Here is a 23,481-nt window from a genome sequence, read left to right as displayed (position 1 = left end):
TGAATTTTGCAGAAAACCCTGGTTTTTGGCTCTTTTTCTTAAAGTGGGTTTTTCTATTTGTTCTGTGGCTATTTTGAAGTCTGACCCTGTTTGACTAGCACCGAACGCAAGTACTGTCGGCAAGCTGCTTCTCCCCGGTGTATCAGAATCCGCAGCGCCTGTACTTCCTGCATTGGAGAAACACAGATTTCAGCGATCGCTGGAATTAAATTCTGTTGCTGATGCACGTAATCTTGATGCTGCTGCTCTAGCTCCAGAATTCTGGAGTTTAGTTGTTGTATCTGCCGTAATGCTTGTGTCAGAGATGATTCTTTGTTTCGAGAGCGATTATTTAAAGTTAATGTCATTTTCTTGCTCCTCTAAAGATTTTTTAAATGTTTGCCAATCTGGGCATTTATCACCGAAGCAGCCTTTGGGATGAACAGCGCAATTGAAGGTTACACCATTGTAGATAACCCCGTGGAAATGCCTGCAACCTTGGCACGGAGGAGGTACAGGTCTGGGTTTTAATGATTCTTCAAATTGCGCTGCTTCAATCCGACTACCGATAAACATGGTCAATCCAGTTCCCATCATGCTAAAGCTGAAAATCAGCCTCGCTGCGCTTGCAGGTATTGTGATGTTGAAGTAATTGGTTTTCTTTTGTCCAAAAACCATGACGCAACCACTCAAAATAGTGGAAAATGCGAAAACTGCAATGGTAGATTTAAGAATCAATTGTTTTGTGTTCATTTTTATTTTTTGAGTAGTTCATACATTTCAACTAATAAAAACTGAATCGATTTCGCCGTTATCAATAGCATTTTTAGCGTGACGAACAGCTTGGGTATGATTGTCAAAAGTTTGAGTCGTAGGAGTAGCCCAAGTTGTTTTAAAAAAGCCCTGCTTCCCAACGTGAATATCCACAGCACCATCATTTAACCAAGTCATAAATCGCAAGTCGCAAGTCGCAAGTGAAGAACAAATTAACCAAGTCGCAAGTAAAAATAATACTAAGTAGCAAGTCGCAAGTAAAAATTCACAAAATTGCTCTTAAACTTGCGACTTGCTACTTGTCACTTGCGACTTGCCTTTGATTCGGTAGTCTCAATTTTGTAGCCGCCATGCTTGGTTTTATACTCTTTCATTGTCCGTTTCTTTCCCTAAAATCTATCTTGTTGAATACTGAGACTTGCTCGATTAGAGAACTGCCTAAGAAGGCGGAAAAACTGACCAACATTGCACCCAGGCAGATATTTTTCTGTTGCTCCCAACCAGAGATGATTATGTTGGGATTAGCATTTGTCTCGATTACTTCTAGCCCCCAACAAGCCATTGCCCCAACTCCAGAAAATCCAGTAATTAGCAGAGAGACAATTGCAGTTGTTTCTATGGTGCGATCTATGAATACTTTGGAGTTGAATCGTCTTCTTGGACGATGATTTTTAACTAACCGGACTTTTGGCTCTTGCATACTTGAACGAGCAATTTGTTTCTGATTAGCCATCGGTTTCACTTATTCTCATGAATTACTAGAAAAAATATGATCATCTACAGATAACTTAAACTGTTTTATCCCTCCGCTATAGTGGATTGTGATGCCGGAAATGATTTCTTGTTCTGTGAGTTCTTCAACTTCTTCGGGGCAGGATAAATCGCGCCAAGGCAAACACTCTTTTATCCAGTATTTCGCCCACAAAAATTCGTTAGCAGTTAGCTGCTCGACTTGTATTTTCATTTCGTTTCATCCAACTCCACAAAAAAACCTGCACCAGTATTTGTCACTTTTAACAGCTTGCGATTAACTAATGTTTGTATGAAACAGAGACTAAACCTGATGGCAGATAATCGAGCGCTGCCACCGCAATGGCGGAGGTACTGTAGGCATAACTGGGAATGGTCTTTTGGGACTGAGTTAGTTTTTTTAGGCATGATATTTTTACTGTTGTGGTTTGTAGGAAGCAAAGCGATGGCAGAAAAAAATAGCCAAGCAGTATTAATGCTTGACTAAAGTATTTTTGAATTTAAAAGGTGAATTTTAGTTATTAAAAATTATCAGGATCTTCAAATTGATTTGTTGCAGAGTGCTTGTACATTTTGGCTTTATTCATTTGATGGGTTGAAGCTTTAATTACTGGAATTGCAGCTTCCTTAACAGAATCTTTTGCTTGTTGAAATAGAAATTGTGTCGTCCCTTGTGCATCTTCTTCTGCTGGGTCAATTTGTCCCCATAAGGAGCAACTTAACTCTAAAGATTCGTAGTCGCCTAAATTGAACTTACGTGTGTAAGTTACAGCAATAGTCTTGATTTCCATAATTTCCCCAAAGAATATTTCAAAATGAAGTTTAGCTTTTTAGCATCTCTTGCAAAGTGACGCTTCTCAAATTACAAATGTCGCCAGAAGTTATTACTGATAGTCTTGAGACTGACTACCTTGGGTTCTGCTGCTTCAGGGGCATGACCAACAGCTACCGCAGTAACAATTGGTGCAGATGTCGCTAACAGAGAGTTAAGTAACTCTCGCTGATAGTCAATATCTTCTACTGTGCGGTAAACTCTGTGGTAATCAATTTGCATTCCTAAAGGTGTTGGTACTATTTTCAGATATTCATTTAGGGCGTTAATATAGCCATCGTGAAAAATCCTATTAGCAATACAAGGACGGATAATATTCAATAATTGAATAGCTCGTCTAATGTCTGCAACACTACGGCTAGCATCAATCTCTGGCTGACTTTCGCTGTAACCTTTGGCTTTCTTTTCTGCTACTAGATTGTTGAATTTATTAACGGCTCTTTGATGATTGCCTAATGTGTGGACTCTGGTTTGCGCTTGATAACCGACTCTGCCCCACTGCACTGTTAAGTTACCATCTTCGACAATGGCAGACCAGAACTTATTGCTGTTTCGGATAGCATCAACAAAAACTAAATAAATTTCCATGTTTCTTACCCTGTCAACTCACGACTTAACGGGCATTGCCCCATCGAATTTGATGCTGTAAAGCTTCAAGTAAGATTTCAGCTTCCAGAGTTGTTAGCTCATCTAAAATAGAGCAAACATCCTCAAACAAGTTTTTATACAATGGATATGAAACTAATAAGCTTATATTAGACAATGCATCTTCAAGTGCCTCAGTAACAGTATGCTTAGTAGAACTGTCTTTTTCTAACGTAAAAATGTAAGTTGCTAATGCCATTCGGAGCATAAGCTTCGTTTCTCTGTCCAACTTCTCTAAATACACACCATATTTATCAACCAGTTGGTCAATAGTTAGAGTCTGCCCGTAATAAGTAACTAAGTCTGTCGTCATGTTTATTCGCCTTATTAAGTATGTTAATTGATTGCTCTCAATTACTAAAAAAAAAGAGTGATTGCCCCCATAGAATCAGGAGACAATCGCTTTTTCATCAGTTCATATTCCGAAACTTAGCAGCACGCAAAGACTGAGTTTTGACTGCAACCACAAGACTACTAGCTCGTCGTGCGGTGGATGCCCATGCTTGCATTCTTTCAACCGCCGCCGCATCCTGAATCGCAAGCGGGGTAATGGTTTGACGACAAGCTTCGAGGTCAGCAAGTGTTACCTGCTGCGGTCTACCCTCATCGAATGCCAGCAGAGCAGCTTCAGATGCGAGAGTTTCCAGTTCAGCGCCGGAGAATTTCGCGGTGTTGGCAGCAACTGCTTCCAAATACTCTGATTCCAGGTGAATGCCAAAGCGTTGTAGATGAATCCCTAGAATTTGTACACGCTCTGGCTCTGTGGGCAAGTCAACAAAGAAATTTTCATCGAAACGGCCTTTCCTCTTTAGCTCACTTGGCAGTGCAGAGGGGTCATTGCAAGTTGCCACGACAAACACGCCACACTGAGATTCGGACATAAACGTAAGAATATTGCCCAGAATCCTCTGTGAGACTCCACTGGTGTCACCACTGCCAGAAAGGGCTTTTTCTATTTCGTCTATCCATAAAATGCAGGGTGCGATCGCGGATGCAGTTTTCAAAGCACGTCTGACATTCCCCTCAGACTCACCTACCAGACTGCCCAAAAGGGATGCAATGTCTAGCTGGAGCAATGGTAAATTAAGGATGTTAGCAATGTTTTTAGCCAGTAATGTTTTACCTGTTCCGGGTGGGCCAGCCAGCAACACACCTTTTGGTTGTGGTAACGAGAGACTTCGCGCCTCTTGGGTGAATAGCCGCCGCCGCCTCATCAACCAATCATGCAGAAGATCCAAACCGCCGAATGCGATTATCGCAGGTTTACCCAATTCGATACCCATTTGAGCAAGTAACCGAGTTTTGTACTCGACGGCTTTGGGGATGAAATTAGCATCAACAACGACACCATCATTAGTTAAGTTTTCTTTGACAGTTAACCGCAGAAAATCACTGATTTCTTCTAAAGTTAAACCCAGTGCTGCACGAGAAAGAGATTCAATTTCACTTTTATTAAGGGAAATAGTGAAAGTCAATTCCTGTTCAATAGCTGACTGTTGTAAGTCATGCAAATAAGAATTGATGTGTTCAAGTATTTGGTCAATACTAGGTAAAGGGACTTCACAATAAGGAATTAATCTGATTAGAGATTCGTGTAGTTGTATGTTCTGCCCCAACAAGACAATGCGTTTATCTGTAGGTTTTAACCTGTGGTAAAGGTTTTTTACCTTGCTTAAAATCTCCCATGATAATTGGGGTGAGTTCTTAGCAATGAATGGGTGAATATCTCCGAGGATAAATACACCATGACCACTAAAATTAGCAATGTAGTCGAATACAAATAGTAGTGGATCAGCCTGTGGAGGTCTTTTGTACTCTGCAACTGGCTTAAACACCAATCCCCCATCTGCTGCAATTAAACATTGCTCCAGGTTGGACACTCCCAGATTCCAGAAGAACACTGGACTTGACAGTTTGTTAGATGCCTCTGTAGTCAGCCATTGGATAATCGTCGCTTCATCAGGAGACAGGACATCAACTGCGGCGATAGGGATTTGTGAATCGAGTGTGGAGAGCAGATTTGAGAGTTTCATAGCAGATTTGAGATAACTTCAATTAGTTTTGGCGAAGCCATTGTGACAAAATCAGTAGTCAGTTTTAAGCGATAACTGACTACTGACTGACTAATTACTGGCGCTGGTATTGTTGATAATTTGCTGCTATCCGTTGTGTTTGAGCTTCCGGCTTAAATTCACGTTCGCCCTGTACAACCCCCAACGCCTCTTCAAATGGTTGGGTCGCCTCTAAACAAGACAATCCCTCAAATCCAAGAGCTTCTACTTGAACTTTACCTGTAGCCGAGTCGAAATGAATTAAAACTGAACGTTCCATAATTATCTCCGTGCATATTGTTGAACTTCTTGATGTCCGGCAAAGGTTAGGCGTAAAGTTCGTACAGTCTCATTGCTTTCTTCAGCGATCGCACACTCCCCAAATCTTTCTTGTAACTCGGCGGCTTTAGCGCGAACCATCCGTTGTCCATAAGCCAGCATTAGTTTATTGCTGAAGAAGTCTTTGCCCAGCTTCGGAACTGTTTCATAACTGTCGTGTATTATCTCGTACACGCCGCTTGAGGTGTTCCATTTAAACCCGATGTCTGCACGAGCTTTTATGGTGCGACCAGATATGATGATTTCAGCACTTTGTCCTTGTGAACCGCCATAGTATCCTTTTAGTGGCTGTGCTGTTTCGTGAACTTGCGGATTCAGTTTCAAGTCTTGTAAAGCTTGTACTAGACATTCAAAGGATACAAGCTTGGTTTTAACTGTTGAGAAATGCGACATTTTTGGCTCCAAGGCTTTCAAAGTGGTTTGAGAAATAGTATGGGTGCGATATTCTTTTTGGGTTATTCTGGAAACTACGTATTAAATCCATTGGGATCAGTCTTGAGCGAATTCACCCTCGCCCAAGACTGTTTTTTACCTGAACTTAAACGCGCTAACGGTAGCTTTCGACAAGCCCACGTCGCTAGTCGCAAGTGATTGCAGATTGCGCTGTTCATCTAGTAGCTTGGTGCGAATTTCTTGCATTTTTTGCTGCAACTGATTGCGCCCCTCATTACCAAGATTCTTCGACTCAATCGCCGGATCATTAACAATCGAGTCAATATGCGCCATCATCGCCTCCAAGCTGCTGCCAGCCTCCGGGTCAGCATTCGCTAGTAGTACCTGAATCTTCATTAAATGGCGTTCCATCTTCTTTTTAAATTGGACTGGTTTACGTCCTGGCTCCCAGTCGGCTAGTTCAGAGAGAAGTTGGGCGGCGAGTTGTTCACCACCAGCTAGGGCTGATTCCCTTAGTCGCTGCTCCAGATTTTGGTCATACTGTTGTATGAAGCGAGTGATTTGGTCTAAACATTCGGCTTGTTTATGGTCGAGTTGTTCGGATAGGGCAGGTATGATCACTGGGCGACCGATAATTACTTGGAGATAATCTTCAAGGTCAGTCAGAGTCGGAAAAGCCATTATTAAGTTGGCTTTAACTGACTCTTGCTTATCCTGGGGTAGTTCCCAAGTGTTAAGTGAAAGGAACTGGTCAATTCGCTCTTGGTAATCTTCGAGTCCCGCTTCGTAATCAACTTTTAATTGATTACGGAGTCCAGGGGCAACATTATCTCTGATATTAATTAACTGATTCCACACAAGTGGAGCTAAATCAATCGGACAAACCCAATCACCAGTATCAGCAGACATCCATTCTTGAACCGAAGCAATCTCTTGCCTCAATTGGGCAGCAGCTTCATCGAGCTTCTTGAATACTTTGATTCCGCGTAATCCAACTTCGGAATTAGTAACTTTAACGAGGTCTGATTCGATTTCAGACACTTCAGATTTTAAGACATCAGCCCATTTAGGAGCAGCAGACTTTGTACTTTTCTTTAGCTGGATACGAAAACGAATACGGGTTTTATTTAATTGCGAGAAATTGTGGCGCTCGACTACTGCATCAGTTAGGAAATTTGTAGCAATAGGGTTGTCAATTGCTTGTACCATGATTATTTACCTCAACCATTATTTTTCACTTTCAATTAAGCGAAGCTTTCTTTGTGACTATTTGAATGTCTTTAGTAGCTCTATAGATTACTTTTTTAGAGGTTGTTTGTAACCTAATGTGTCTTTTGATGACTGGTGGTTTATGTATGGACATATCTCAAAATAGCTGAAGTTGCTGCGAATTATCCTGTACCACAGGCTTGTTATAAGTCATGCCTTCGACTTCATAACAGCGAGTCATAAGTTTGTTTCGATTTAGTCGAAAGCTGGCTTTTTTTCTTTGATTTGGCAGAGGTACAAACAGATACTGTGGATGTTGGATAGTACCTGAATCACCCAGATATCGACAATGTGTACCATTAATTTGGTAAACTTTTGATGAACTCAACAGTGTCGCGTCGTACACCTTAATCAAATTTGTTTGCATCTGATTAGTATTGAAGTAGAGTGTGCGATAATCTTTTGTGGAATCGATTTTTCTCTACAGCCAACTTTAATCAGTTTGACTGTAGAGTTTTTCACGTACAATGTAATTTTTCGATTCTTTCAAAGATAGAAATGCTCGAAAATCAGGTTTAATTTTTCCTTTAATTCATCAGGCAGAGCCTTAAAGTCAAACTCGTCTGATTCCCAAACTTCATCAAGACTTGTTGACTCATCGATAATGTTTGCAATCAAACTCGATTCATCGTTGTGCTTCCAGCCATTTGCTAAAAGCCACGGCAGAACTCCATCAGATTGCAATAGTTTTTCAATGTCAAACGAGTCAGAAAATGATTGCAAGTTTTCGATATTAGGGTGAACGATTGTAATACTCATCTGTAATTATTTGTGAATAGTTCAACAGCACGTATTAGCTGTAGACAAGGCTTAACCAACTTCTAATTACAGTTGCCCAAACCCTGTTTACAACGAGTTAAAACGTAATCTCATTCGCCGCTTTTATTACAGCTAAAGCCTGTTTACTGACCTCTCGCCACTCTGTTTGCTCGTTGTAGGATGCCATCACTAATTCCGACTCTACCCATACACGACAGAACAACACATTTTCGTCTGTCGTCCCTGGAGTAGGCTGTAGTGTGATGGGAGAATACAATTGTTGTGGGGTCAAAGTTGCGATCGCCGCAAGTATGCACTTTGAGAAATGCGTATCGTAGCCTGATTCTAAGATATACGTCCGGTCTGCTTGCATAGTTATTAGCAACTTGCAGGTTTCTTTTTTGCGGCGTTCTGTATTCTCAAACCGTAGTTCTTTAAGATATCCTGTCAGCGCAGTTTGAGAGACATCACTCGGTTCACCATTTAGTGTGTACCACAATCCTCCGTGCTGACGGTTGCAGTAGATTTTACAATTGCCAGCTTCAGAGTGCAATCCCAGCTTCGGCTTATTAATTGCTGCGACTAACTGCTTGAGCAATTCTTCTTGGCGCATCAGGGCAGCAAGTAGTTCAGCATTTTCTTGAGGGTTCATTTGTTTGTACCAAAAGCATTTTCACTTTTGCATTGGCGAAGCCGTAGACTTCTTGAAGCAGCAGGCGCAACCGATGAAGATTTCGGTCACGCCTTCTGATTTTTTTACGCTGCTACCAACTCCCGACGAACTTGCGGCAGTTCAACCGGAATCTTCACTCTACGCAGCGCCTCTACAGCTTCCTTAATGCTCCAGTACTGCACGCCATCGCCACAGCGCCAGTAGTATGTTTTGGGGTCGTTTTCCCAGACTTCCTTAGCGTTTCTGACCTTGAAGAGTATGCCCAAGAACTCACCATCTAGATAGACGTTGTGAGCCGTCTGGATGTCAGTCTTGCCTACATAGGTTAGTCGGTAGCTGTCCACTGGTGTACATAAGTCCTCAGAACGAGTTCCACGATACCCACAGTTCCCGCACCCATGACCACCACAGTCTGGACAGATGGCAGCAGGAGGATTCCACTTTGGCAGGGTGAAGTCCCATTCAGAAGGTGGGGTTAATATTCGATGCTTTTGTGAGGTGTAGCAGCCAGCATAACCAATTACCTTGTCAGGATGGGTTTGGATATTCAACGATAACCAATCACAATCACCCAACAAGCCAATTTTCTCATCAGCTTCTTTCAACTCATTATCTAGTTGCTGATTGCGCTCTACTGAAGCAGAAAGACTCGCTTTAATTTCTGCTACTGCGCGTTTGAACTGCTCTTTGTGGTATCGAGCATAACCGTGAGTCATTTTCACCCAAACCGTAGTGTCATCTTCAGTAATCCAGATAGTCACTACATCTTCGGGCTTGCACTCTTTTGAGTAGTCCGACTGATTGACGATGGTTGCAATGATTTCGCGATCGCTCGTGGTTAACGGATCTTTTGTTGGCGCAGGGGCTAAACTTTGTGTCATCATTATAAATTGCCTCTTCTTTAAAAGGTTGGGGGCATAGGGGCGATCGCAACTTTTCCAGAGCCAGCGTTCGCCCTATTTTTATTGGTCAGTTTGTTGTGCTTTCAGCACAACACTCTCAATCTAGAATTGGCGAAGCCTCAATTTTTCTTGCTCCTAACCAGTAGTTAGAGCTACTAAGCAAAAGACATAGTGCGTCACGCAACCGACGGCTTCAATAGTATTATTTGCCAGCCACTGCACTAAAGCGATTGCTTCTGCTTTGAATAAAAGGCTTGCTCAAAATGGCTGTGTGTCCGTTGATTGCTTCTCCAGGCTTCTTTACCTACTCAATAGAGCTTGTGCTATACCCCGGTGATCATGTCTCTAGACTATGTTTCGAGTTGGAATGTTGGCTTGACTTGGTTTGTAATGGTTGACTTGCGAACTCTTTCGCGTCCTGGGTGCAGGCAGTTCACTTTCCTTACCCTTATATTTAATATAAAGTCTTACTTAGTATTTGTCAAGTTTGACTTAGCATTTACTAAGTGTTACTTTATATAAACAAAGCAGACTTAGTAAACGCTAGGTGTTACTTTGTAGAAATAAATCCTAAACCAAGGCTTAATAAAGGAGGTGGTTTAGTGAGTTCATGTTTGATGAAGGTTGAAAAGCGTATTCAAAAGGAAGTTCCTGGATTAGGAGAAAAAATTCGACGTGCAAGAAAGGTTGATAAACGCCCACTTATAGAATTAGCAGCCTTGGCTGGAATGAGTACCCCAAACTGGTATGCCATTGAAAATGAAGAAATGAAAACATTGCCTCTGGCAACACTCAGAAAAGTAGAAGCTGTTTTAGGTGTTACTTTTGGTGTCGAATTTAAAGAGGATGAGGACGAGGAAGAACAAGAATGACTTGATGAATGCGTTTATTTAACTAGCCATGATAATTTGAAGCGACCGCCCGCCTGCAAGCTATGCGATCGCTCACCTCAACTAGACCACCACAAGAGGTATAGTTATGTTTACACTACCAGTTTTTCAGCTACTCCTCCAAGACAATCCCAACTTGTTTACTACAGAAGGTTTATCAGCCTTACTGGAAGATTGTATTCGTCTAAAATATCCTAAACGCCACAAATTCACTTACCCCTCTTTACTAAACCAACAGGTTTACTTATCTCTTGCTAATCTTGGTGACGGTAGCAGTGAAGATGAAGAAATCCTTCGCCGCATTTTGTCAGACCCTAAAGGCTGGTGCATGGATGCCCCAGCAGAGGTAAAAGAAGGAGGTAAGTTTTACGACAAGATGGGTAAAGTGTTTGGCCCTCGTTTTGGAACTGACCTTTTTCTCTACCACACTGTCCGAGACAACATTCAAGAGCTTCAGAAAAGGTTAGGCATCTCTGGGGTGAGAACAAGAAACATTTCTGTACGTGATCGCTTATTTTCATTCCCGACAGTAGAGGATCAGTTAATCACGCTGGATGAAGATCGCCTTACCCTTCAACAAGCTGTACCAGAAATCATCAAGTATTTTGTCAGCCTTATGCAGATGCAGCCTGCATACAAATTATTTTTAGTTGATGAGAAAGAGCAGCAAATTCCTGCTTCAGTCAGCACAGTTAAGAATGCGGCATCAAGCGCAGTAATTGCAGAGATTTACACTGAATCTTACAACTGGGAGCTAACAGGCGCTAACTGCTGGCGAGGCAAAAGTGTTGAAAGATTAGACCCTGATGAAATCCGTCTTACCCTTCATCTCGACTGGGACGAGAACAAGTTCATCTTTTTTGAAGCCCAACACCCGGACTTGAGCCGATTTCCTTGGTTAGACACGGCAGAGTAAAACACATTTTTAAACTTGTGCAAGTCTGAAAAATTATTTTAGGAGCGAACTATGACATTACTCTTAAATCAGTCGCTACTGCTCGAATCCAAATCTTTTAGAACCGAAGCCATCACAAACTTTTCTGACGACAAGGCAATAGATATTCTGGCCAAGGCTAAAGCAATTATCTTTGCAGTTTGGGGTGGTAGTGGTTGGGCAACTACTGCACAAATCGCAGAATATTTCGGAACTACGGAGTCATCTGTCAGAGAACTCTTTCGAGTTAATGGGGCTGAATTTCGAGACTGGGAAACCAAAACCCTTACTGGTAAGGACTTACGGGATGCTCGTCAGACGCTCTGTTTACCATCCCGAACATCCCAAGCCAGGGTTTTCTCCGCATTAGGCACACTCCGAATTGCAATGCTTTTGACCGAATCGGAGATTGCTGCTCAAGTACGCACTATCATTTTAGATTTAGTTTCATCTCTACCAGCGATCGCTCCCCAGCAACCCACTACACCAGCCCTCCCCCCAGTTGAACAACGGCTAGATACTTTTGTCAAAGCAATGAAGACTTTAGCCGAACTTACCGGTGGCAGACTCAACCCATACATGGAACAGAATTGCAAAGACTTCGCCGCCAATCTGATAGCTGACTACAACAGACAGTTACTAACCGGCACAAAAGAAAAATGGCTTGGCGTGGTCAACTTTGCAGAGAGCGAACTGGGAAAGAAAGTCCCCCTAAGCGGCGCTCACTACCGTGGTCATCTTGGGACATGGGTTCGCACGTTTTACCCACATTTGGGTGATCGCCAAGAAACACGATTGGTCAATGGTGTACAACAGCCTATCTATGTCTACGCTTGCCACGATCCGGCTGTTGCAGCAGGCTTAACCAAAGCTATAGAAGAGTTCTTTGCTCATCCCAGTCCTAGTGCAGCGCTCAGGCAGGCGGGGGCTTTCGCTAGTAAGAAAGCTGTAGTTACTGCTTGATGGTTATCTGTCAAGCACAGCGATCGCCGAATCATCAAAAATTAAGACTTTCACAAAAAAGGCAGATTCTACCTTGAGGGGAAAAGATATGGAACTCGGCTACTTCCAGAAAGATGTATTGATTGAAAAACTAGCTAAGAAATTCTACGCAATTCAAGGCTATGTAGTCCCCGAAAGCTATCGGATGCAATCAGCTACACATCCGGCAGAAAGAGCGTGTGTGGCTATGGCTATTTTTGCTATTCAAGAATTTGAATCCATCGAAGATGAATGTTCAGATGAGGAGGGGGAAGAGATATGAACAAAGAAACATGGTTATCTCAAGGAAAGATACTGTTTGGTGAGAATGTAATGAACTGGAAGTTTAAGTGTCCCTGCTGCGGTTATATCGCTACTACTGAAGATTATAAAAAAGCTGACGCTCCTTCTAGCGCAGTCGCATTTTCTTGTGTAGGGCGCTGGATGCCAGTTCATAAAGAAGCTTTCGATGACAAAGATAAGCGTAATATTCCTTGCAATTATTCTGGGGGCGGATTGCTCAATATTAATCCGGTTATTGTTGATAACTGCAAAGTTTTTGAGTTTGGAGTTTAAAGATGAAAGCCATAGTCACAGTAGTTGAAAAAATTTCATCTGAAGCTCACATTAATATTCCTGAAGGTTTAGCAGAATCAGGTATTAGACAGCACGTTGTAGACAATTACAACAGTGGCGAAATGCTTCCTTTACTGAATATTTTCCACGTTGATTTTGAATCTATTAGCGTTCACATTGGTAAAAAACTCCAAATTACTTGGCAACCTGGAAAGCCTTGGAGTTCAAAGCGTCCCTATTACTTTTGTAAACTTGGAAGATTTACTTTGACTCTGTTAACTGATACAGAGCAAAACTTAACTCGTACAGAAGTTTACTTTGGGCATCACAAGCAACTTATTTATACGTCAGAAAAAGAGATATCCATTGATTTGGCAACAGTCGAACTCCAAAATTTCTTAAGCGGATTAGCTGTTGAACTTCAGACTTTAAGCCACATTGAATTTAGTGAGGATGAAGTATGACTGTTGTACCATTATTAGCACCAGAAATCACCGTCATCGAAACTGTCACCCGACATCCTCTAAACTTTTACGAGTCTCCATCGTGGTTCACAACTGAATTACTACGCCATGTTCCGTTATCTGGTGTCATTGGTGAGCCTTGTGTGGGACACGGCGCGATCGCATCATTACTTCAGGCGTGGCCACACACCAAGCAAATGTGGACAAACGATATTGATCCACATAAATCGGCTGATTACCATCTGGATGCAACACTATCCGAGTCATGGGCTAAGTTTCCCGATTCTGACTGGATCTGCACCAATCCGCCATATTCGGAGTTCGCATCCCCAATTATTAAGAATGCCTACCGTAAAGCCCGTGTGGGTGTAGCTGCATTCCTCCTGACCAGCTTTCTCGAACCTTGTGATGATCGCGCTGATTTCTTACAGCAGCACCCGCCGTCACTTGTACTAGTTTTGCCGCGCTTCTGCTTTCGGAAAGACAAACGGGGTACTCGCTGGGCTACTGATAACATAACCATTTCGTGCTTTGTATGGGACAAACGTACAACAGGACAACGCATTATTGTGCGTCCCAAATCAGAAATTATTGGGTTTTACAAGAATCCAGAACAAGCTATTTCACAGAAACGGGTAGAAGAAATTGTTCGGGCGATGTCGAAGGTGGCAAGCTACGCCAAAGGAGAATTATGAAACAGATGACACTTTTTGACGAACCAACTGCTGTTTTACCAGTCAACTATTATCCAGAGTTTCTCACTCTTACTGAAGCTGACGCACTCTACCAACATTGTCAACAACTGCAATGGCAACAGAATCAAATACGTATGCTGGGTAAAACAATTCCTGTGCCTCGCCTAGAGTGCATTTATGGCGATGAAGGCTGTGATTACCTCTACTCTAAAAGCGTACTACTCAAACCACTACCTTGGACAGACGCTCTGGCTAAGTTACGCGACAGAATCACCGCGACTACTGGCTACAGCTTCCGTATCGTCATTGGTAATCAGTACAGAAGTGGCTCTGACAGCATCGGCTGGCACAACGATAGTGAAGCATCAATGGGATTTAACCCAGCGATCGCTTCTATCAGCCTGGGTTCGATGCGAAAGTTTCAGATTAAGCCTATCGGGGGAAAGCCGACTGATTTCTGGTTAGAACACGGCAGCTTACTTGTTATGCACCCAGGTTGCCAATCAACACATCTACACCAAGTTCCCAAGACCAACAAGTTTGTAACTACACGAATTAATCTGACATTTCGCCCACACGTAGGAGGCAAGAGATAACGGCATGAATGAGTTTATTGCCCAACAGTGCCTACAATCCCAAACGCCTGTGTTTGTGAAACAGTTGGGGGCGAATGCTTACTACCAGGGGCAACAATTTAAAACCCGCGCTCGTAAGGGTGGCGAAATCGAAGAGTTTCCCCTTCAACTGCAATTACAAGAATTTCCGTTTGGTACGTGAATCAAGCAAAATCCCCCACCTGTAGCGCAGTGTAGGGGAAAGGATCAACTATAAATTTTGACAAATGGTGGTTGTATATGAGTGTAACATCAAAAATACAGAGCGATAGCTTCAGCGACGGCAGAAAGAAACGCCATATTTATATCGATAGTAAGCTGGATGATTTGCCACTAACAATGGAGGCATTTCGGGTTTACTGCCACCTGTGCCGCCGTGCCGGTTGTGATAATAACGCCTTCCCTTCCTATAAATCTATAGGTGAAGCTTGTTTCCGTGGTTCTTTCCCGAACTCACCGACTGAAACTTTACGGCGAAAAGCGATGGCAGCAGTCGATGAGCTTGTTTGTTGGAATCTGATTACTAAAGCCACAAAAAAAAAGTTAGACGGTTCGCCATCATCAAATCAATACAGACTCACAGATATTGACGATTGGTTTACCGAAGCAACTAAACAATCTAGTTTGACTAGAGGGAAAGCGAAGACCAGTAGTGGGGAAACAACCAGGGTAGTGTTGGGGGAACACCAGGGTGGTGATGGGGGAACACTAGGGGTAGTGATGGGGGAACACCAGGGTGGTGATGGGGGGACACTAGGGGTAGTGTTGGGGGAACACCAGGGTAGTGCTGGGGGGACACCTAAAGTATATCCAATTAAAGATTATCCAATTGAAGTCCATCCACTTAAGGACGCGCCCCTGGCAACGCCACCCGCGCCCCCCACCCAAGAGAGTGTGTGTGAAAAAGAAGAACTTGATTTAGCAACGAAAGAAATTGAACTTGAAGAACCAAGCTTAGAAAAACCAACCCCAGAAGAACCAACCCCACAACAACCCACTTCGTTGTTAAAAGAATCCGAGTCTTCGCAACAAACCGATAACCCCTCTTGTAGACCAACTATTGCGGGGGGATCGTTCGAGAAACGCGAACAAGCGAATAAGCCGCAACTAACCTGTCCCTACAAGACAGCCCGGAACGTAAAAGAACTGATTGATGCTTGGCTAACAGACCCGACTGCTATGAGTGATGATTGTGTGCCCCTGCTTGTTAGAGACTCAATCAAGTGGAATTGCTGGGTTTTACCTTGGCGCAATGGAGAGCGAAAGCTGAATAACCTGTACCAGAACTTCAACCCCATAGTCGTGGACTTCCTGGCACAAGAATTAGCCACTAAATCGAAACGCTCCGCACGACAGGAAGTAGATCATGCGATCGCAGTCATGAACACCTGGGAAAAAACCAAAGGGGGATGGACGAACCTGATGCAGCGCTATAACCAAGCATTGCAAACACAGAAACAACCCCTACCCCAACTGCATACTGCGACGGCAAAAAGACCAAGCAACACCACTAGCATCACGCTCGAAGATGCTTTGGCACAAGATTATAAGCGCCGTCAGCAAGAACAATCAAAACAAGAAACATCTTTGGAGTATCAAAAAAGCCCACAAATGCTGGAGCTAAAAGCGAAACTTCAAGCCAAAGCAAATGAGCCAAAAGTTCCGAGCAACACCAGACTATCTTCCACGAATTTGCGCGAAGTTGAAGCGCAGTTAAAATTAGCACTAAGAGCTTAATTATGCACTCTAATCAAGACAACGTACTTTCTTTTGCTCCTGACCGAAATCAAGTTAACTTACCACCTCAAAACATTGAAGCAGAAGAAGCAATTTTGGGCGGGATTATGCTCGATCCAGAAGCGATCGCTAGAGTCAACGATATCCTTGTCAGTGAAGCCTTTTACATCAGTGCCCATAAAGATATTTATCAAGCCGCAGCCCGACTTCATGCTACATTTCAACCCACAGATTTACTTTCTGTCACCGCATGGTTAGCTGACCACAATCTCCTCAATCGCATTGGTGGCAGAAATAAGCTAGCAACTTTGGTAGACCGCACTGTGTCCGCCGTCAACATTGATGCTTTGGCTGATCTAGTGATGGAGAAATATCGACGGCGGCAGTTAATCAAAGTGGGCAATGAAATTGTCCAACTCGGTTACGAGACGCAAACTGAACTACCACTTGTCCTTGGTCAAGCTGAGGCGAAAGTTTTTACTGTAACCCAAAATCAAAGCGATGAACGTTGCAAGGTTTTCTCAGCACAAGACATGGGCATTGAACTTTTTCAAAAGCTGGAGATGGGGAATATGGCAGGCAACAAAGTTGGTTGGTACGACCTCGAAAATATCACCGGTGGCATTTATCCTAGCAGTTTAGTTGTAGTGGCTGCTGAATCCCACATGGGCAAAACTCACTTCATGATTTCTTACGCTTATGAAATCATGACCAAACTTGGAAAACCAGTTCTGTACGTAACTCCAGAAATGGACAAGAATCAACTCAATGCCCGTATGCTGGCCCGAATTACAGGGGTAGACGCTTCTGCCATTCAAACCAATACTCAGCACTACTGGGAACCAATAGCACAAGGCATAGGGCAAATGGTAGAACTGCCTTGGAAAGTCTATGAGCATTCCTCCCCGACAACCGCAATGATTGCTTCTGCTGTGCGCCGTGCTATTGCCGAATTTGGTGGTTCTATTGGTGCTGTCTTTATTGACTACTTGCAGCAGATTCCTCTGGAGTCCGGTGGGAACATGGCCTTTGAAGTCGGCAAGATTACTCGCCAGATTCGGGATATTGCCAAGTCTCACAAAATCCCTGTTTTCTTGGGCTGTCAAATCAATCGGGGAAATCAAACAACGGCTGATAAACGCCCCAATCGTCATCTGTTACGTAATTCTGGCGAAATCTTTGAGGTTTGTGACCAGTTAATTATGCTCTATCGCAACTCCGTGTACAGCAATGACAGCAGCGATCGCACTATCGAGTTAATTGTTGAGAAAAACCGCCTTTACGGTAAGCTCGGCACTGCGACCATGTTGTGCGATTTATCGACATCGAAATTTTTGAACTTAGCGAGATAATTTACAGCCAGATCCAGCGATCGCAGCATTAAACGCATACATTCAATTACTGGAGTTTTAAAACATCGTGAAAGCGCTATCTGTCCGTCAACCTTGGGCATGGGCAATCATTTATGCTCTCAAAAACATAGAAAACCGTGGCTGGCCTATCAATTATCGCGGCGACATTCTGATTCACGCAGCCAAGACCTGTACCAAGAAAGAGTATCAGCTAGCCAGAGAATTTTGCCAAAGCATGGGGGTAATAATCCCAGAATTAATCTCTCTACGCCGCGGCCAAGTCATCGGTATTGTCACAATAGTTGATTGCAAGTTTTCACAAGTTGCGTCTGGCTGGGGAATGCCTGAGCAGTACCATTGGAAGTTGGAGAATCCACGGGAGATTACGCCGATTCCTTACATTGGGCGGTTGGGAATTTTTGAAGTGCCAGATGAACTGGTCAGGAGTGCGATCGCCTCATGAAATCAGTCCTTTCTCTTTTCTCCGGCATCGGCGGACTCTGCCACCACGGAATATCAGCCGCAGGTCTATCCCACAAATTCCGAGTCCGGCAATTTGTCGAAATCTCCCCTTATGCTCAATCACAATTGCGCCATGAACAACCAGGAATTCCAATCCACGCAGATATTACCAACTACCATTGCCAAGAATCAATTCGCAATTCGCAATTCGCAATTCGCAATTATTAACTAGGAGTAAAATAGATGAATCAACAACTTAGTATTGCTGATAGAACGAAAGCTTTGGCAATAAGAATAGTTAAAGCTTGTACTTTTTTAGATGAAAAACCCGGAGTTTGTCGAACATTATCAAAACAGTTACTCCGAAGTGGTACTTCTATAGGTGCAAACGTTAAAGAAGCTCAATCTGCCCAATCTGATAAAGATTTTCTGAGCAAATTAGAAATTGCGCTTAAAGAAGAAAGAGAGACTGAATATTGGTTAGAAATATTAATCGAGGCAGAATTGGTTGATAAAAACAAGTTTGAATCCTTACTTCAAGAAACTAGAGAAATTGGAAAAATCTTAGTTGCATCTACTCGAAAAGTTAAAGAGAAAATCAAGCAATGAAATTAATTGCGAATTGCGAATTGCGAATTGCGAATTGGTTTGACCCCCTGGGCAAACCAAATTAGAAATCAGATTACGCAAGTACGGCTCTCTCATGAAGACCGAAGCTATCAACCCGGCATTCGTGAGGTGGCTTCTGGGGTTCCCATTGGAGTAGCCAAGGGAATCAAGGGTAATTATGATGCCCGTCGCGCTTATGGTTTGAGTTGTTCTCCAAGGCAAGCTGCGATGGCGCAAGCGCCCACCGTAGGTGATCGCTTGGAAACGGATTGATTATTTGTGGCATCTATTGTCCTGTCAGGAGGCATAAGCATGATTAACCTTGTCCAAACTTTAGAAACTTGCTGGTATGTTTCACCACCTTGGGGTAAAGAGATTCCTCCCTTAGAAGTTTCCCTGTTGGAGAAAGTCTACGTCACTACCACCAAATCTTTCGGTTACTGTTGCGGTGTAGAGTGGTCAGCTAAAGGCTGGAATTATGAGATTGTCTCTGGCAACGATAATCTAACTGTTTTAGGACGTGAAATCATTGGTACAGGTAACTTACAATTAGTTACCAAAGAAAAGCCTGTGTTTGAACTGGGTGAATTAGTCGAGTTCCGATTTCATGGCGACGGGCCACCAGCAAGGATTGTCCAAGGCATCCAACTGATTTGCGATTCCTGGTTCTACTGCATCGAATGGATGCCAAAACAATTCGCAATTACCAATTCGCAATTCGCAATTAAAATTACTGATAACTGAAACTTGTCACTTAATCAAAGATTAGCATGTTAGCTTTGCACCCCAACGGCTTAATTTATAATTTCCTCTGCAATTGCGAATTGCGAATTGCGAGTTGCGAATTGGTTTGATGAGCTTTTTACTTTCAGAGATGCGATCGCCCTTGGCGAGACTTCGCCCATCGCACGGGTGACTGACTATGACTTAGAGAGGATGCGAGTATGACAATCTACACCTCATACTACCGTGGCGAAATCCGAGGCGAGGCCATCTCAATCTCGCTGTACCCTCCCAAAAATTGGAAAGGCAAACACCTGCCACTGTTCGCGCCAACTCCCGAACTGCTGAACTGGTGGAAGGCATCAGCCCAGGATACTGCCGCACAGGAAGAATACACCAGGGAGTTCAGGAAGACTCTGGATTATCGTCAGCAACTAATTCAATTGTGGGTGAGAAAACAGAAAGAAAATCCGCAAGATATAACCCTATGCTGCTTTGAAAAGACTGGGGATTTCTGTCATCGATATCAAGTCGGGGAGGAGATACTGCAAGAGCTTTGGGGCGGGGAAGTTGGGGCTGACCAGCTACAATTAACCCTTATGCAAGGCAAGACAAACCACCCTACTACATATCCACCTTTGGTATCGTCGCTGATCGAGAAATGTCACGCACTGGGTTATCCTGTGAAGTGCGATCGCCTAGCTTGCGGCTACTATCGGGTATCTCTGCATAGCAAGGATTTGGGCGATTGGTCTGAACTTGGGGTGCTGGTGGTTTTGTCGGGGTTACAGCAGGAGTTCTATCGGGGGCGGTTGCTGCCGGGGTTGGCGGCAGTGTGGTCAGGCTGATGGTGGAGTGTCTTTTGGGGGCGAGGGGGTGGACGGTTGGGTTTAGTTGGGAAAATAAGGCTGACGGTACGTTTCGTGCTTTATCTAATTCTCTCACGCCGTTCCAGTTTGTATGCTTATCCCAAGTAATATTGAGAAGGTCAGCGCCATCGAGGAAATAACCAACAGTTAAAGCCTGACTACACAGAACACCCACCCAGAACAACCCACCACACTCGTAGAGTTTTTCCGTCAATCTCCCTTAGTTGGAATCGCCGAAGAACTCAACTTTAACCGATAGAAAAATGATATTTTATATAATATCACCCCTGTTGAAAATGAAACATTACAAAGAAAACATTCTGAAATTATGACTAAAGTAGAATTTACCATTCCTGTTCATTCTGTTAATAATGCCATCAGAGAAGAAGCAGAAACTAAAGCCAAAGAAGCTTATGTGATGACTCTACTTAAACATGGAGAAATTAGCAGTGGTAAAGCTAGTGAATTACTAGGAATTCCTCGATTAGAGGTAATAGATTTAATGTCTAAACATGAGATATCTCTATTTGACGATAGTATGACTTTAGACGAATTTCAGCAAGAAGTTAATCAGGCGAAAATGAAATTACAAGGCAATAATCTATGATTGTTGTCTCAGATACAACCCCATTAAGTGAACTTTCTAAAATTGGTAAATTAGATTTACTTTCGGCTGTTTTTGGTAGAGTAATAATTCCTCAACAAGTCTATACAGAATTAACAACGGGGAATCATCCCGCAGTTTTAGCTGTAAAATCAGCCTTATGGCTAGAAGTTCGTTCTATAAGTAATAACCAACTCATTGAACAACTACAATTAGAAACAGACTTAGATTTAGGAGAATGTTCGGCAATTATTTTGGCAGAAGAATTAAAAGCAGATCAACTTTTAATTGATGAAAAAGCTGGGAGAAAAGTTGCTATTAGTAGAGGCTTGCCAATTATTGGTTTAGTTGGAGTGATTATTTTAGCAAAAGAGCAAGGATTGATTGATAATGTCAAGAATATTTTAGATGATTTAATGAGTAAAGGAACAAGAATCAGCCCAAAAATTTATGATTATGCTCTAATTACAGCAAGAGAAATTTAAAACAATCTGACAATGAACCTATCCCCAAGTGACTGGCTAGAAAATATCATCTCCCAACTTCCAGCCCTTACTCTTCTGCAAAACATGGGCTATGAATATCTCACACCACAGTCAGCCCTAGCCAAACGTGGGGGAAAACGTTCTAAGATTGTTCTAGAAGAAATCCTCACAACCCAACTTCGCAAACTAAATCAAATTCAACACCGGGGACAAACTCACGCTTTCAGTGAAGTCAATTTTGTTTGCGCTTGAATACAGCAATCGCAAAACTCTGGGCATTGAAGTCCATCCAGACAGTAGCGTTGTAGTTAAAGCCCCCCATAATTCACCCCTAGAAGCTATCCAGACTAGAGTTAGTAACCGTGGAAGATGGATAACCAAGCAGCAACGGCAATTTGCCCAATACGCCCCTACATTAACCGCCCAGGAATATGTTTCTGGAGAGGGGTATCGCTATCTGGGCAGACAATACCGCTTAAAAGTAATTGAAAGTAATCAGGAAACTGTGCGACTTTGGCACGGTAAATTAGAAGTCAGCACTCATCAAAGAGAAAACAGCAAGCAGGTAGAGAATTTAGTCAAGCGCTGGTACAGAGAACGCGCACAACAGATATATTTGGAACGTTACCAGCATTGCATCCGGCTAGTAGCCCAATACGGAATTCAACATGAGCGAGGGTTTGAGCTACGCACCATGCATAAACGCTGGGGAAGCTGTACCAAGGAAGGTAAGATAATACTCAACCCCTTGCTGGTCAGCGCCCCAAAAGATTGCATTGACTATGTAATTATCCACGAACTGTGCCATATTCGTATTCATAATCATTCCCCAAGCTTTTACAAACTCTTAGAAACCATCATTCCAGACTGGCAAACTTGCAAAGATTACCTCAATACTCGCATTGAACTACGTTTAACGGTTTACCTCGGTAGCTAGGGTTGTCTCTCTGTTCCACCGATGCGTAGAAGGCATCCATATCTACATGGATAATTTTTCTAGTTGTAGAAGGGTAGCTTTGCACACTATTTTTGAGCCGAGTCAATCCTAAATAAGTAGCGTCTGGTTTGACAACTCACGATCCCTGTTGCTTTAGTGAAGTCCTATTGTCCATAATGTGTGCCTGCTACTTTCCCTCGAAACACAATGTAATTGTAGATGTTGTAAAACAACATAATGGGAATAAGAAATCCAATGAAGATAATCATGAAGACTAATGCACTAGGTGCTGCGGCTGCCTGATAAATGGTGATACTTGGGGGAATAATATAGGGAAAAACAACTAATCCTAACCCCACAAAGGTAAGTAGAAAAAGCAGCACTGTCCAAACGAGGGGAGTAGTTTCTGCTTTGCGGTTCAGGCTTTGAATCAATAACCAAATCAGCAGCACACCTAACACTGGAATGACTGCAAATAGATACACTTCTGGCTGATGAAATAACTTTGCCCTGGCATTTTCATATACAACAGGGGTGGCGATCGTGATTAAAATTGCACCTAATAGCGTTGTCCAAGCAGCGAGTTTTGCTGTGCGGTAATGGGACGTTTGCAGTTCTCCCTCAGTTTTTAAGATGAGATAGGTGGAGCCAATCAATACATAACCTTGGATTAATGTCAAGGCAACTAAGAGCGATCGCCAATCGAGCCAATCCCACATGGTGCCGATAAAGTGACCCGCTTCATCCACCTTAATGCCTTCCAGAATGCTGCCCAAGGCAAATCCTTGAAACAGCGCCGCCATAAAACTACCAACTCCAAACCCCACATTCCAAAATACTTTGTTCGTAGAATGTTCTCGAAACTCAAAGGCCACAGCCCGAAAAATCAAGCCAAAGATCATCCCAAAAATGGGAATATAGAGCGCATTCAGAATTGTGCCATAAGCAAGAGGAAATGCCCCAAACAACGCACCCCCCATCAACACCAACCAGGTTTCATTGGCATCCCAAATATTACCCAAACTCGTCATTAAAATGTCGCGTCGGTCGTCATTGGAACTTGTTAGCGATAGGATTCCTACGCCTAGATCAAACCCGTCTAACATGACGTAGAGAAATAAAAACAGAGCCAAGATAACAAACCAGACCTGGGCTAAAAAGTGTTCTAGATTCTCCATATAGT

General features: G+C 43.0%; 39 protein-coding genes. 22 read left to right on the top strand and 17 right to left on the bottom strand.

What is annotated here, in order from left to right; all coding sequences use genetic code 11:
- Positions 1–68: 68 nt before the first annotated feature.
- From ACWATR_RS34190 to ACWATR_RS34170, 5 genes are all read right to left on the bottom strand, one after another.
- Positions 69–347 (bottom strand): hypothetical protein, encoded by a 279-nt coding sequence (locus tag ACWATR_RS34190; RefSeq protein WP_460342992.1) that lies wholly within the window; start codon positions 345–347, stop codon positions 69–71.
- Positions 328–732 carry a hypothetical protein gene (locus ACWATR_RS34185; RefSeq protein ID WP_460342989.1) on the bottom strand — a complete coding sequence of 135 codons (405 nt, stop codon included), beginning with the start codon at positions 730–732 and terminating at the stop codon, positions 328–330. Before ACWATR_RS34185 ends, ACWATR_RS34190 begins: the two co-directional genes overlap by 20 nt.
- Before the next feature lie 27 nt (positions 733–759).
- Positions 760–930 (bottom strand): hypothetical protein, encoded by a 171-nt coding sequence (locus ACWATR_RS34180; protein ID WP_460342986.1) that lies wholly within the window; start codon positions 928–930, stop codon positions 760–762.
- Positions 931–1,123: 193 nt separating this feature from the next.
- Positions 1,124–1,486: a hypothetical protein gene (locus tag ACWATR_RS34175; protein WP_460342983.1), complete on the bottom strand. Its 363-nt coding sequence runs from the start codon at positions 1,484–1,486 to the stop codon at positions 1,124–1,126.
- A gap of 15 nt (positions 1,487–1,501) precedes the next feature.
- On the bottom strand, positions 1,502–1,717 hold the full coding sequence (locus tag ACWATR_RS34170; RefSeq protein WP_460342980.1) for a hypothetical protein: 216 nt from the start codon (positions 1,715–1,717) through the stop codon (positions 1,502–1,504).
- A 78-nt stretch (positions 1,718–1,795) separates the two neighbouring features.
- On the opposite strand from ACWATR_RS34170, the gene ACWATR_RS34165 reads away from it, so the two are divergent.
- Positions 1,796–1,990, top strand: coding sequence for a hypothetical protein (locus ACWATR_RS34165; RefSeq protein ID WP_460342977.1), 195 nt, complete (start codon positions 1,796–1,798; stop codon positions 1,988–1,990).
- A 34-nt stretch (positions 1,991–2,024) separates the two neighbouring features.
- Here the strand turns inward: ACWATR_RS34165 and ACWATR_RS34160 are convergent, their stop codons facing one another.
- The 11 genes from ACWATR_RS34160 to ACWATR_RS34110 all read right to left on the bottom strand — a co-directional run bounded on the left by ACWATR_RS34160 (position 2,025) and on the right by ACWATR_RS34110 (position 9,348).
- Positions 2,025–2,294 (bottom strand): hypothetical protein, encoded by a 270-nt coding sequence (locus ACWATR_RS34160; protein WP_460342974.1) that lies wholly within the window; start codon positions 2,292–2,294, stop codon positions 2,025–2,027.
- Between the two features lie 71 nt (positions 2,295–2,365).
- Positions 2,366–2,923: a WGR domain-containing protein gene (locus ACWATR_RS34155; RefSeq protein WP_460342972.1), complete on the bottom strand. Its 558-nt coding sequence runs from the start codon at positions 2,921–2,923 to the stop codon at positions 2,366–2,368.
- Positions 2,924–2,948: 25 nt separating this feature from the next.
- Entirely contained in the window at positions 2,949–3,293 is a 345-nt protein-coding gene (locus tag ACWATR_RS34150; protein WP_460342969.1) for a hypothetical protein, read from the bottom strand.
- A 97-nt stretch (positions 3,294–3,390) separates the two neighbouring features.
- Positions 3,391–5,013 carry an AAA family ATPase gene (locus tag ACWATR_RS34145; protein ID WP_460342966.1) on the bottom strand — a complete coding sequence of 541 codons (1,623 nt, stop codon included), beginning with the start codon at positions 5,011–5,013 and terminating at the stop codon, positions 3,391–3,393.
- Between the two features lie 94 nt (positions 5,014–5,107).
- Positions 5,108–5,311 carry a DUF2997 domain-containing protein gene (locus ACWATR_RS34140; protein ID WP_460342963.1) on the bottom strand — a complete coding sequence of 68 codons (204 nt, stop codon included), beginning with the start codon at positions 5,309–5,311 and terminating at the stop codon, positions 5,108–5,110.
- A 2-nt stretch (positions 5,312–5,313) separates the two neighbouring features.
- Positions 5,314–5,763, bottom strand: coding sequence for a DUF1257 domain-containing protein (locus ACWATR_RS34135; protein WP_460342960.1), 450 nt, complete (start codon positions 5,761–5,763; stop codon positions 5,314–5,316).
- A 135-nt stretch (positions 5,764–5,898) separates the two neighbouring features.
- On the bottom strand, positions 5,899–6,972 hold the full coding sequence (locus ACWATR_RS34130) for a hypothetical protein (protein WP_460342957.1): 1,074 nt from the start codon (positions 6,970–6,972) through the stop codon (positions 5,899–5,901).
- Positions 6,973–7,129: 157 nt separating this feature from the next.
- A complete protein-coding gene (locus ACWATR_RS34125; RefSeq protein ID WP_460342954.1) occupies positions 7,130–7,399 on the bottom strand; it encodes a hypothetical protein in 270 nt (89 codons plus the stop codon).
- Between the two features lie 119 nt (positions 7,400–7,518).
- Positions 7,519–7,791 (bottom strand): hypothetical protein, encoded by a 273-nt coding sequence (locus ACWATR_RS34120; protein WP_460342951.1) that lies wholly within the window; start codon positions 7,789–7,791, stop codon positions 7,519–7,521.
- A 97-nt stretch (positions 7,792–7,888) separates the two neighbouring features.
- Positions 7,889–8,443, bottom strand: coding sequence for a hypothetical protein (locus ACWATR_RS34115; RefSeq protein ID WP_460342948.1), 555 nt, complete (start codon positions 8,441–8,443; stop codon positions 7,889–7,891).
- A 104-nt stretch (positions 8,444–8,547) separates the two neighbouring features.
- Positions 8,548–9,348, bottom strand: coding sequence for a hypothetical protein (locus tag ACWATR_RS34110; protein WP_460342945.1), 801 nt, complete (start codon positions 9,346–9,348; stop codon positions 8,548–8,550).
- 635 nt (positions 9,349–9,983) lie between these two features.
- Between ACWATR_RS34110 and ACWATR_RS34105 the strand changes: the two genes are divergently transcribed.
- The 21 genes from ACWATR_RS34105 (at position 9,984) to ACWATR_RS34005 (ending at position 22,298) form a co-directional block, all read left to right on the top strand.
- Positions 9,984–10,238, top strand: coding sequence for a helix-turn-helix domain-containing protein (locus ACWATR_RS34105; protein WP_194145140.1), 255 nt, complete (start codon positions 9,984–9,986; stop codon positions 10,236–10,238).
- Between the two features lie 106 nt (positions 10,239–10,344).
- Positions 10,345–11,172, top strand: a complete 828-nt coding sequence (locus ACWATR_RS34100; RefSeq protein WP_460342942.1) for a hypothetical protein — start codon at positions 10,345–10,347, stop codon at positions 11,170–11,172.
- A 51-nt stretch (positions 11,173–11,223) separates the two neighbouring features.
- Positions 11,224–12,153 carry a hypothetical protein gene (locus ACWATR_RS34095; RefSeq protein ID WP_460342939.1) on the top strand — a complete coding sequence of 310 codons (930 nt, stop codon included), beginning with the start codon at positions 11,224–11,226 and terminating at the stop codon, positions 12,151–12,153.
- Positions 12,154–12,241: 88 nt separating this feature from the next.
- Positions 12,242–12,454, top strand: coding sequence for a hypothetical protein (locus ACWATR_RS34090; protein WP_460342936.1), 213 nt, complete (start codon positions 12,242–12,244; stop codon positions 12,452–12,454).
- Entirely contained in the window at positions 12,451–12,747 is a 297-nt protein-coding gene (locus ACWATR_RS34085) for a VVA0879 family protein (RefSeq protein ID WP_460342933.1), read from the top strand. The genes ACWATR_RS34090 and ACWATR_RS34085 overlap by 4 nt, the downstream gene beginning before the upstream one ends.
- Before the next feature lie 2 nt (positions 12,748–12,749).
- Entirely contained in the window at positions 12,750–13,211 is a 462-nt protein-coding gene (locus tag ACWATR_RS34080; RefSeq protein ID WP_460341862.1) for a hypothetical protein, read from the top strand.
- On the top strand, positions 13,208–13,906 hold the full coding sequence (locus tag ACWATR_RS34075) for a hypothetical protein (RefSeq protein WP_460342930.1): 699 nt from the start codon (positions 13,208–13,210) through the stop codon (positions 13,904–13,906). The genes ACWATR_RS34080 and ACWATR_RS34075 overlap by 4 nt, the downstream gene beginning before the upstream one ends.
- Complete coding sequence (locus ACWATR_RS34070; RefSeq protein ID WP_460342927.1) at positions 13,903–14,502, top strand: alpha-ketoglutarate-dependent dioxygenase AlkB family protein; 600 nt, start codon at positions 13,903–13,905, stop codon at positions 14,500–14,502. The genes ACWATR_RS34075 and ACWATR_RS34070 overlap by 4 nt, the downstream gene beginning before the upstream one ends.
- Before the next feature lie 4 nt (positions 14,503–14,506).
- Positions 14,507–14,683: a hypothetical protein gene (locus tag ACWATR_RS34065; RefSeq protein WP_460342924.1), complete on the top strand. Its 177-nt coding sequence runs from the start codon at positions 14,507–14,509 to the stop codon at positions 14,681–14,683.
- A gap of 77 nt (positions 14,684–14,760) precedes the next feature.
- The gene (locus ACWATR_RS34060) at positions 14,761–16,257 is read left to right on the top strand and encodes a hypothetical protein (protein ID WP_460342921.1); all 1,497 of its coding nucleotides are present in this window, start codon (positions 14,761–14,763) and stop codon (positions 16,255–16,257) included.
- A 2-nt stretch (positions 16,258–16,259) separates the two neighbouring features.
- Positions 16,260–17,609, top strand: coding sequence for a replicative DNA helicase (locus ACWATR_RS34055; protein ID WP_460342918.1), 1,350 nt, complete (start codon positions 16,260–16,262; stop codon positions 17,607–17,609).
- Between the two features lie 67 nt (positions 17,610–17,676).
- Entirely contained in the window at positions 17,677–18,072 is a 396-nt protein-coding gene (locus tag ACWATR_RS34050) for an ASCH domain-containing protein (RefSeq protein ID WP_460342915.1), read from the top strand.
- A complete protein-coding gene (locus ACWATR_RS34045) occupies positions 18,069–18,299 on the top strand; it encodes a hypothetical protein (protein WP_460342912.1) in 231 nt (76 codons plus the stop codon). Before ACWATR_RS34050 ends, ACWATR_RS34045 begins: the two co-directional genes overlap by 4 nt.
- Positions 18,300–18,314: 15 nt before the next feature.
- The gene (locus tag ACWATR_RS34040; RefSeq protein WP_460342909.1) at positions 18,315–18,680 is read left to right on the top strand and encodes a four helix bundle protein; all 366 of its coding nucleotides are present in this window, start codon (positions 18,315–18,317) and stop codon (positions 18,678–18,680) included.
- Between the two features lie 6 nt (positions 18,681–18,686).
- Positions 18,687–18,953 (top strand): hypothetical protein, encoded by a 267-nt coding sequence (locus ACWATR_RS34035; RefSeq protein WP_460342906.1) that lies wholly within the window; start codon positions 18,687–18,689, stop codon positions 18,951–18,953.
- Between the two features lie 39 nt (positions 18,954–18,992).
- Positions 18,993–19,424 (top strand): DUF1392 family protein, encoded by a 432-nt coding sequence (locus tag ACWATR_RS34030; protein WP_460342903.1) that lies wholly within the window; start codon positions 18,993–18,995, stop codon positions 19,422–19,424.
- A 200-nt stretch (positions 19,425–19,624) separates the two neighbouring features.
- Positions 19,625–20,251, top strand: coding sequence for a DUF488 family protein, N3 subclade (locus ACWATR_RS34025; protein WP_460342900.1), 627 nt, complete (start codon positions 19,625–19,627; stop codon positions 20,249–20,251).
- A 349-nt stretch (positions 20,252–20,600) separates the two neighbouring features.
- Complete coding sequence (locus ACWATR_RS34020; RefSeq protein WP_460342897.1) at positions 20,601–20,879, top strand: UPF0175 family protein; 279 nt, start codon at positions 20,601–20,603, stop codon at positions 20,877–20,879.
- The gene (locus tag ACWATR_RS34015; protein WP_460342894.1) at positions 20,876–21,361 is read left to right on the top strand and encodes a PIN domain-containing protein; all 486 of its coding nucleotides are present in this window, start codon (positions 20,876–20,878) and stop codon (positions 21,359–21,361) included. Before ACWATR_RS34020 ends, ACWATR_RS34015 begins: the two co-directional genes overlap by 4 nt.
- A 12-nt stretch (positions 21,362–21,373) precedes the next feature.
- Positions 21,374–21,613 (top strand): hypothetical protein, encoded by a 240-nt coding sequence (locus ACWATR_RS34010; protein ID WP_109013123.1) that lies wholly within the window; start codon positions 21,374–21,376, stop codon positions 21,611–21,613.
- Positions 21,600–22,298: a M48 family metallopeptidase gene (locus ACWATR_RS34005; RefSeq protein WP_460342890.1), complete on the top strand. Its 699-nt coding sequence runs from the start codon at positions 21,600–21,602 to the stop codon at positions 22,296–22,298. Before ACWATR_RS34010 ends, ACWATR_RS34005 begins: the two co-directional genes overlap by 14 nt.
- A gap of 164 nt (positions 22,299–22,462) precedes the next feature.
- Here the strand turns inward: ACWATR_RS34005 and cydB are convergent, their stop codons facing one another.
- Entirely contained in the window at positions 22,463–23,476 is a 1,014-nt protein-coding gene (gene cydB, locus ACWATR_RS34000; RefSeq protein WP_460342887.1) for a cytochrome d ubiquinol oxidase subunit II, read from the bottom strand.
- Positions 23,477–23,481 lie beyond the last annotated feature (5 nt).

The sequence above is a fragment of the Nostoc sp. UIC 10890 genome (genome assembly GCF_054786515.1).
This window is presented reverse-complemented; position numbering and strand designations above follow the sequence as displayed.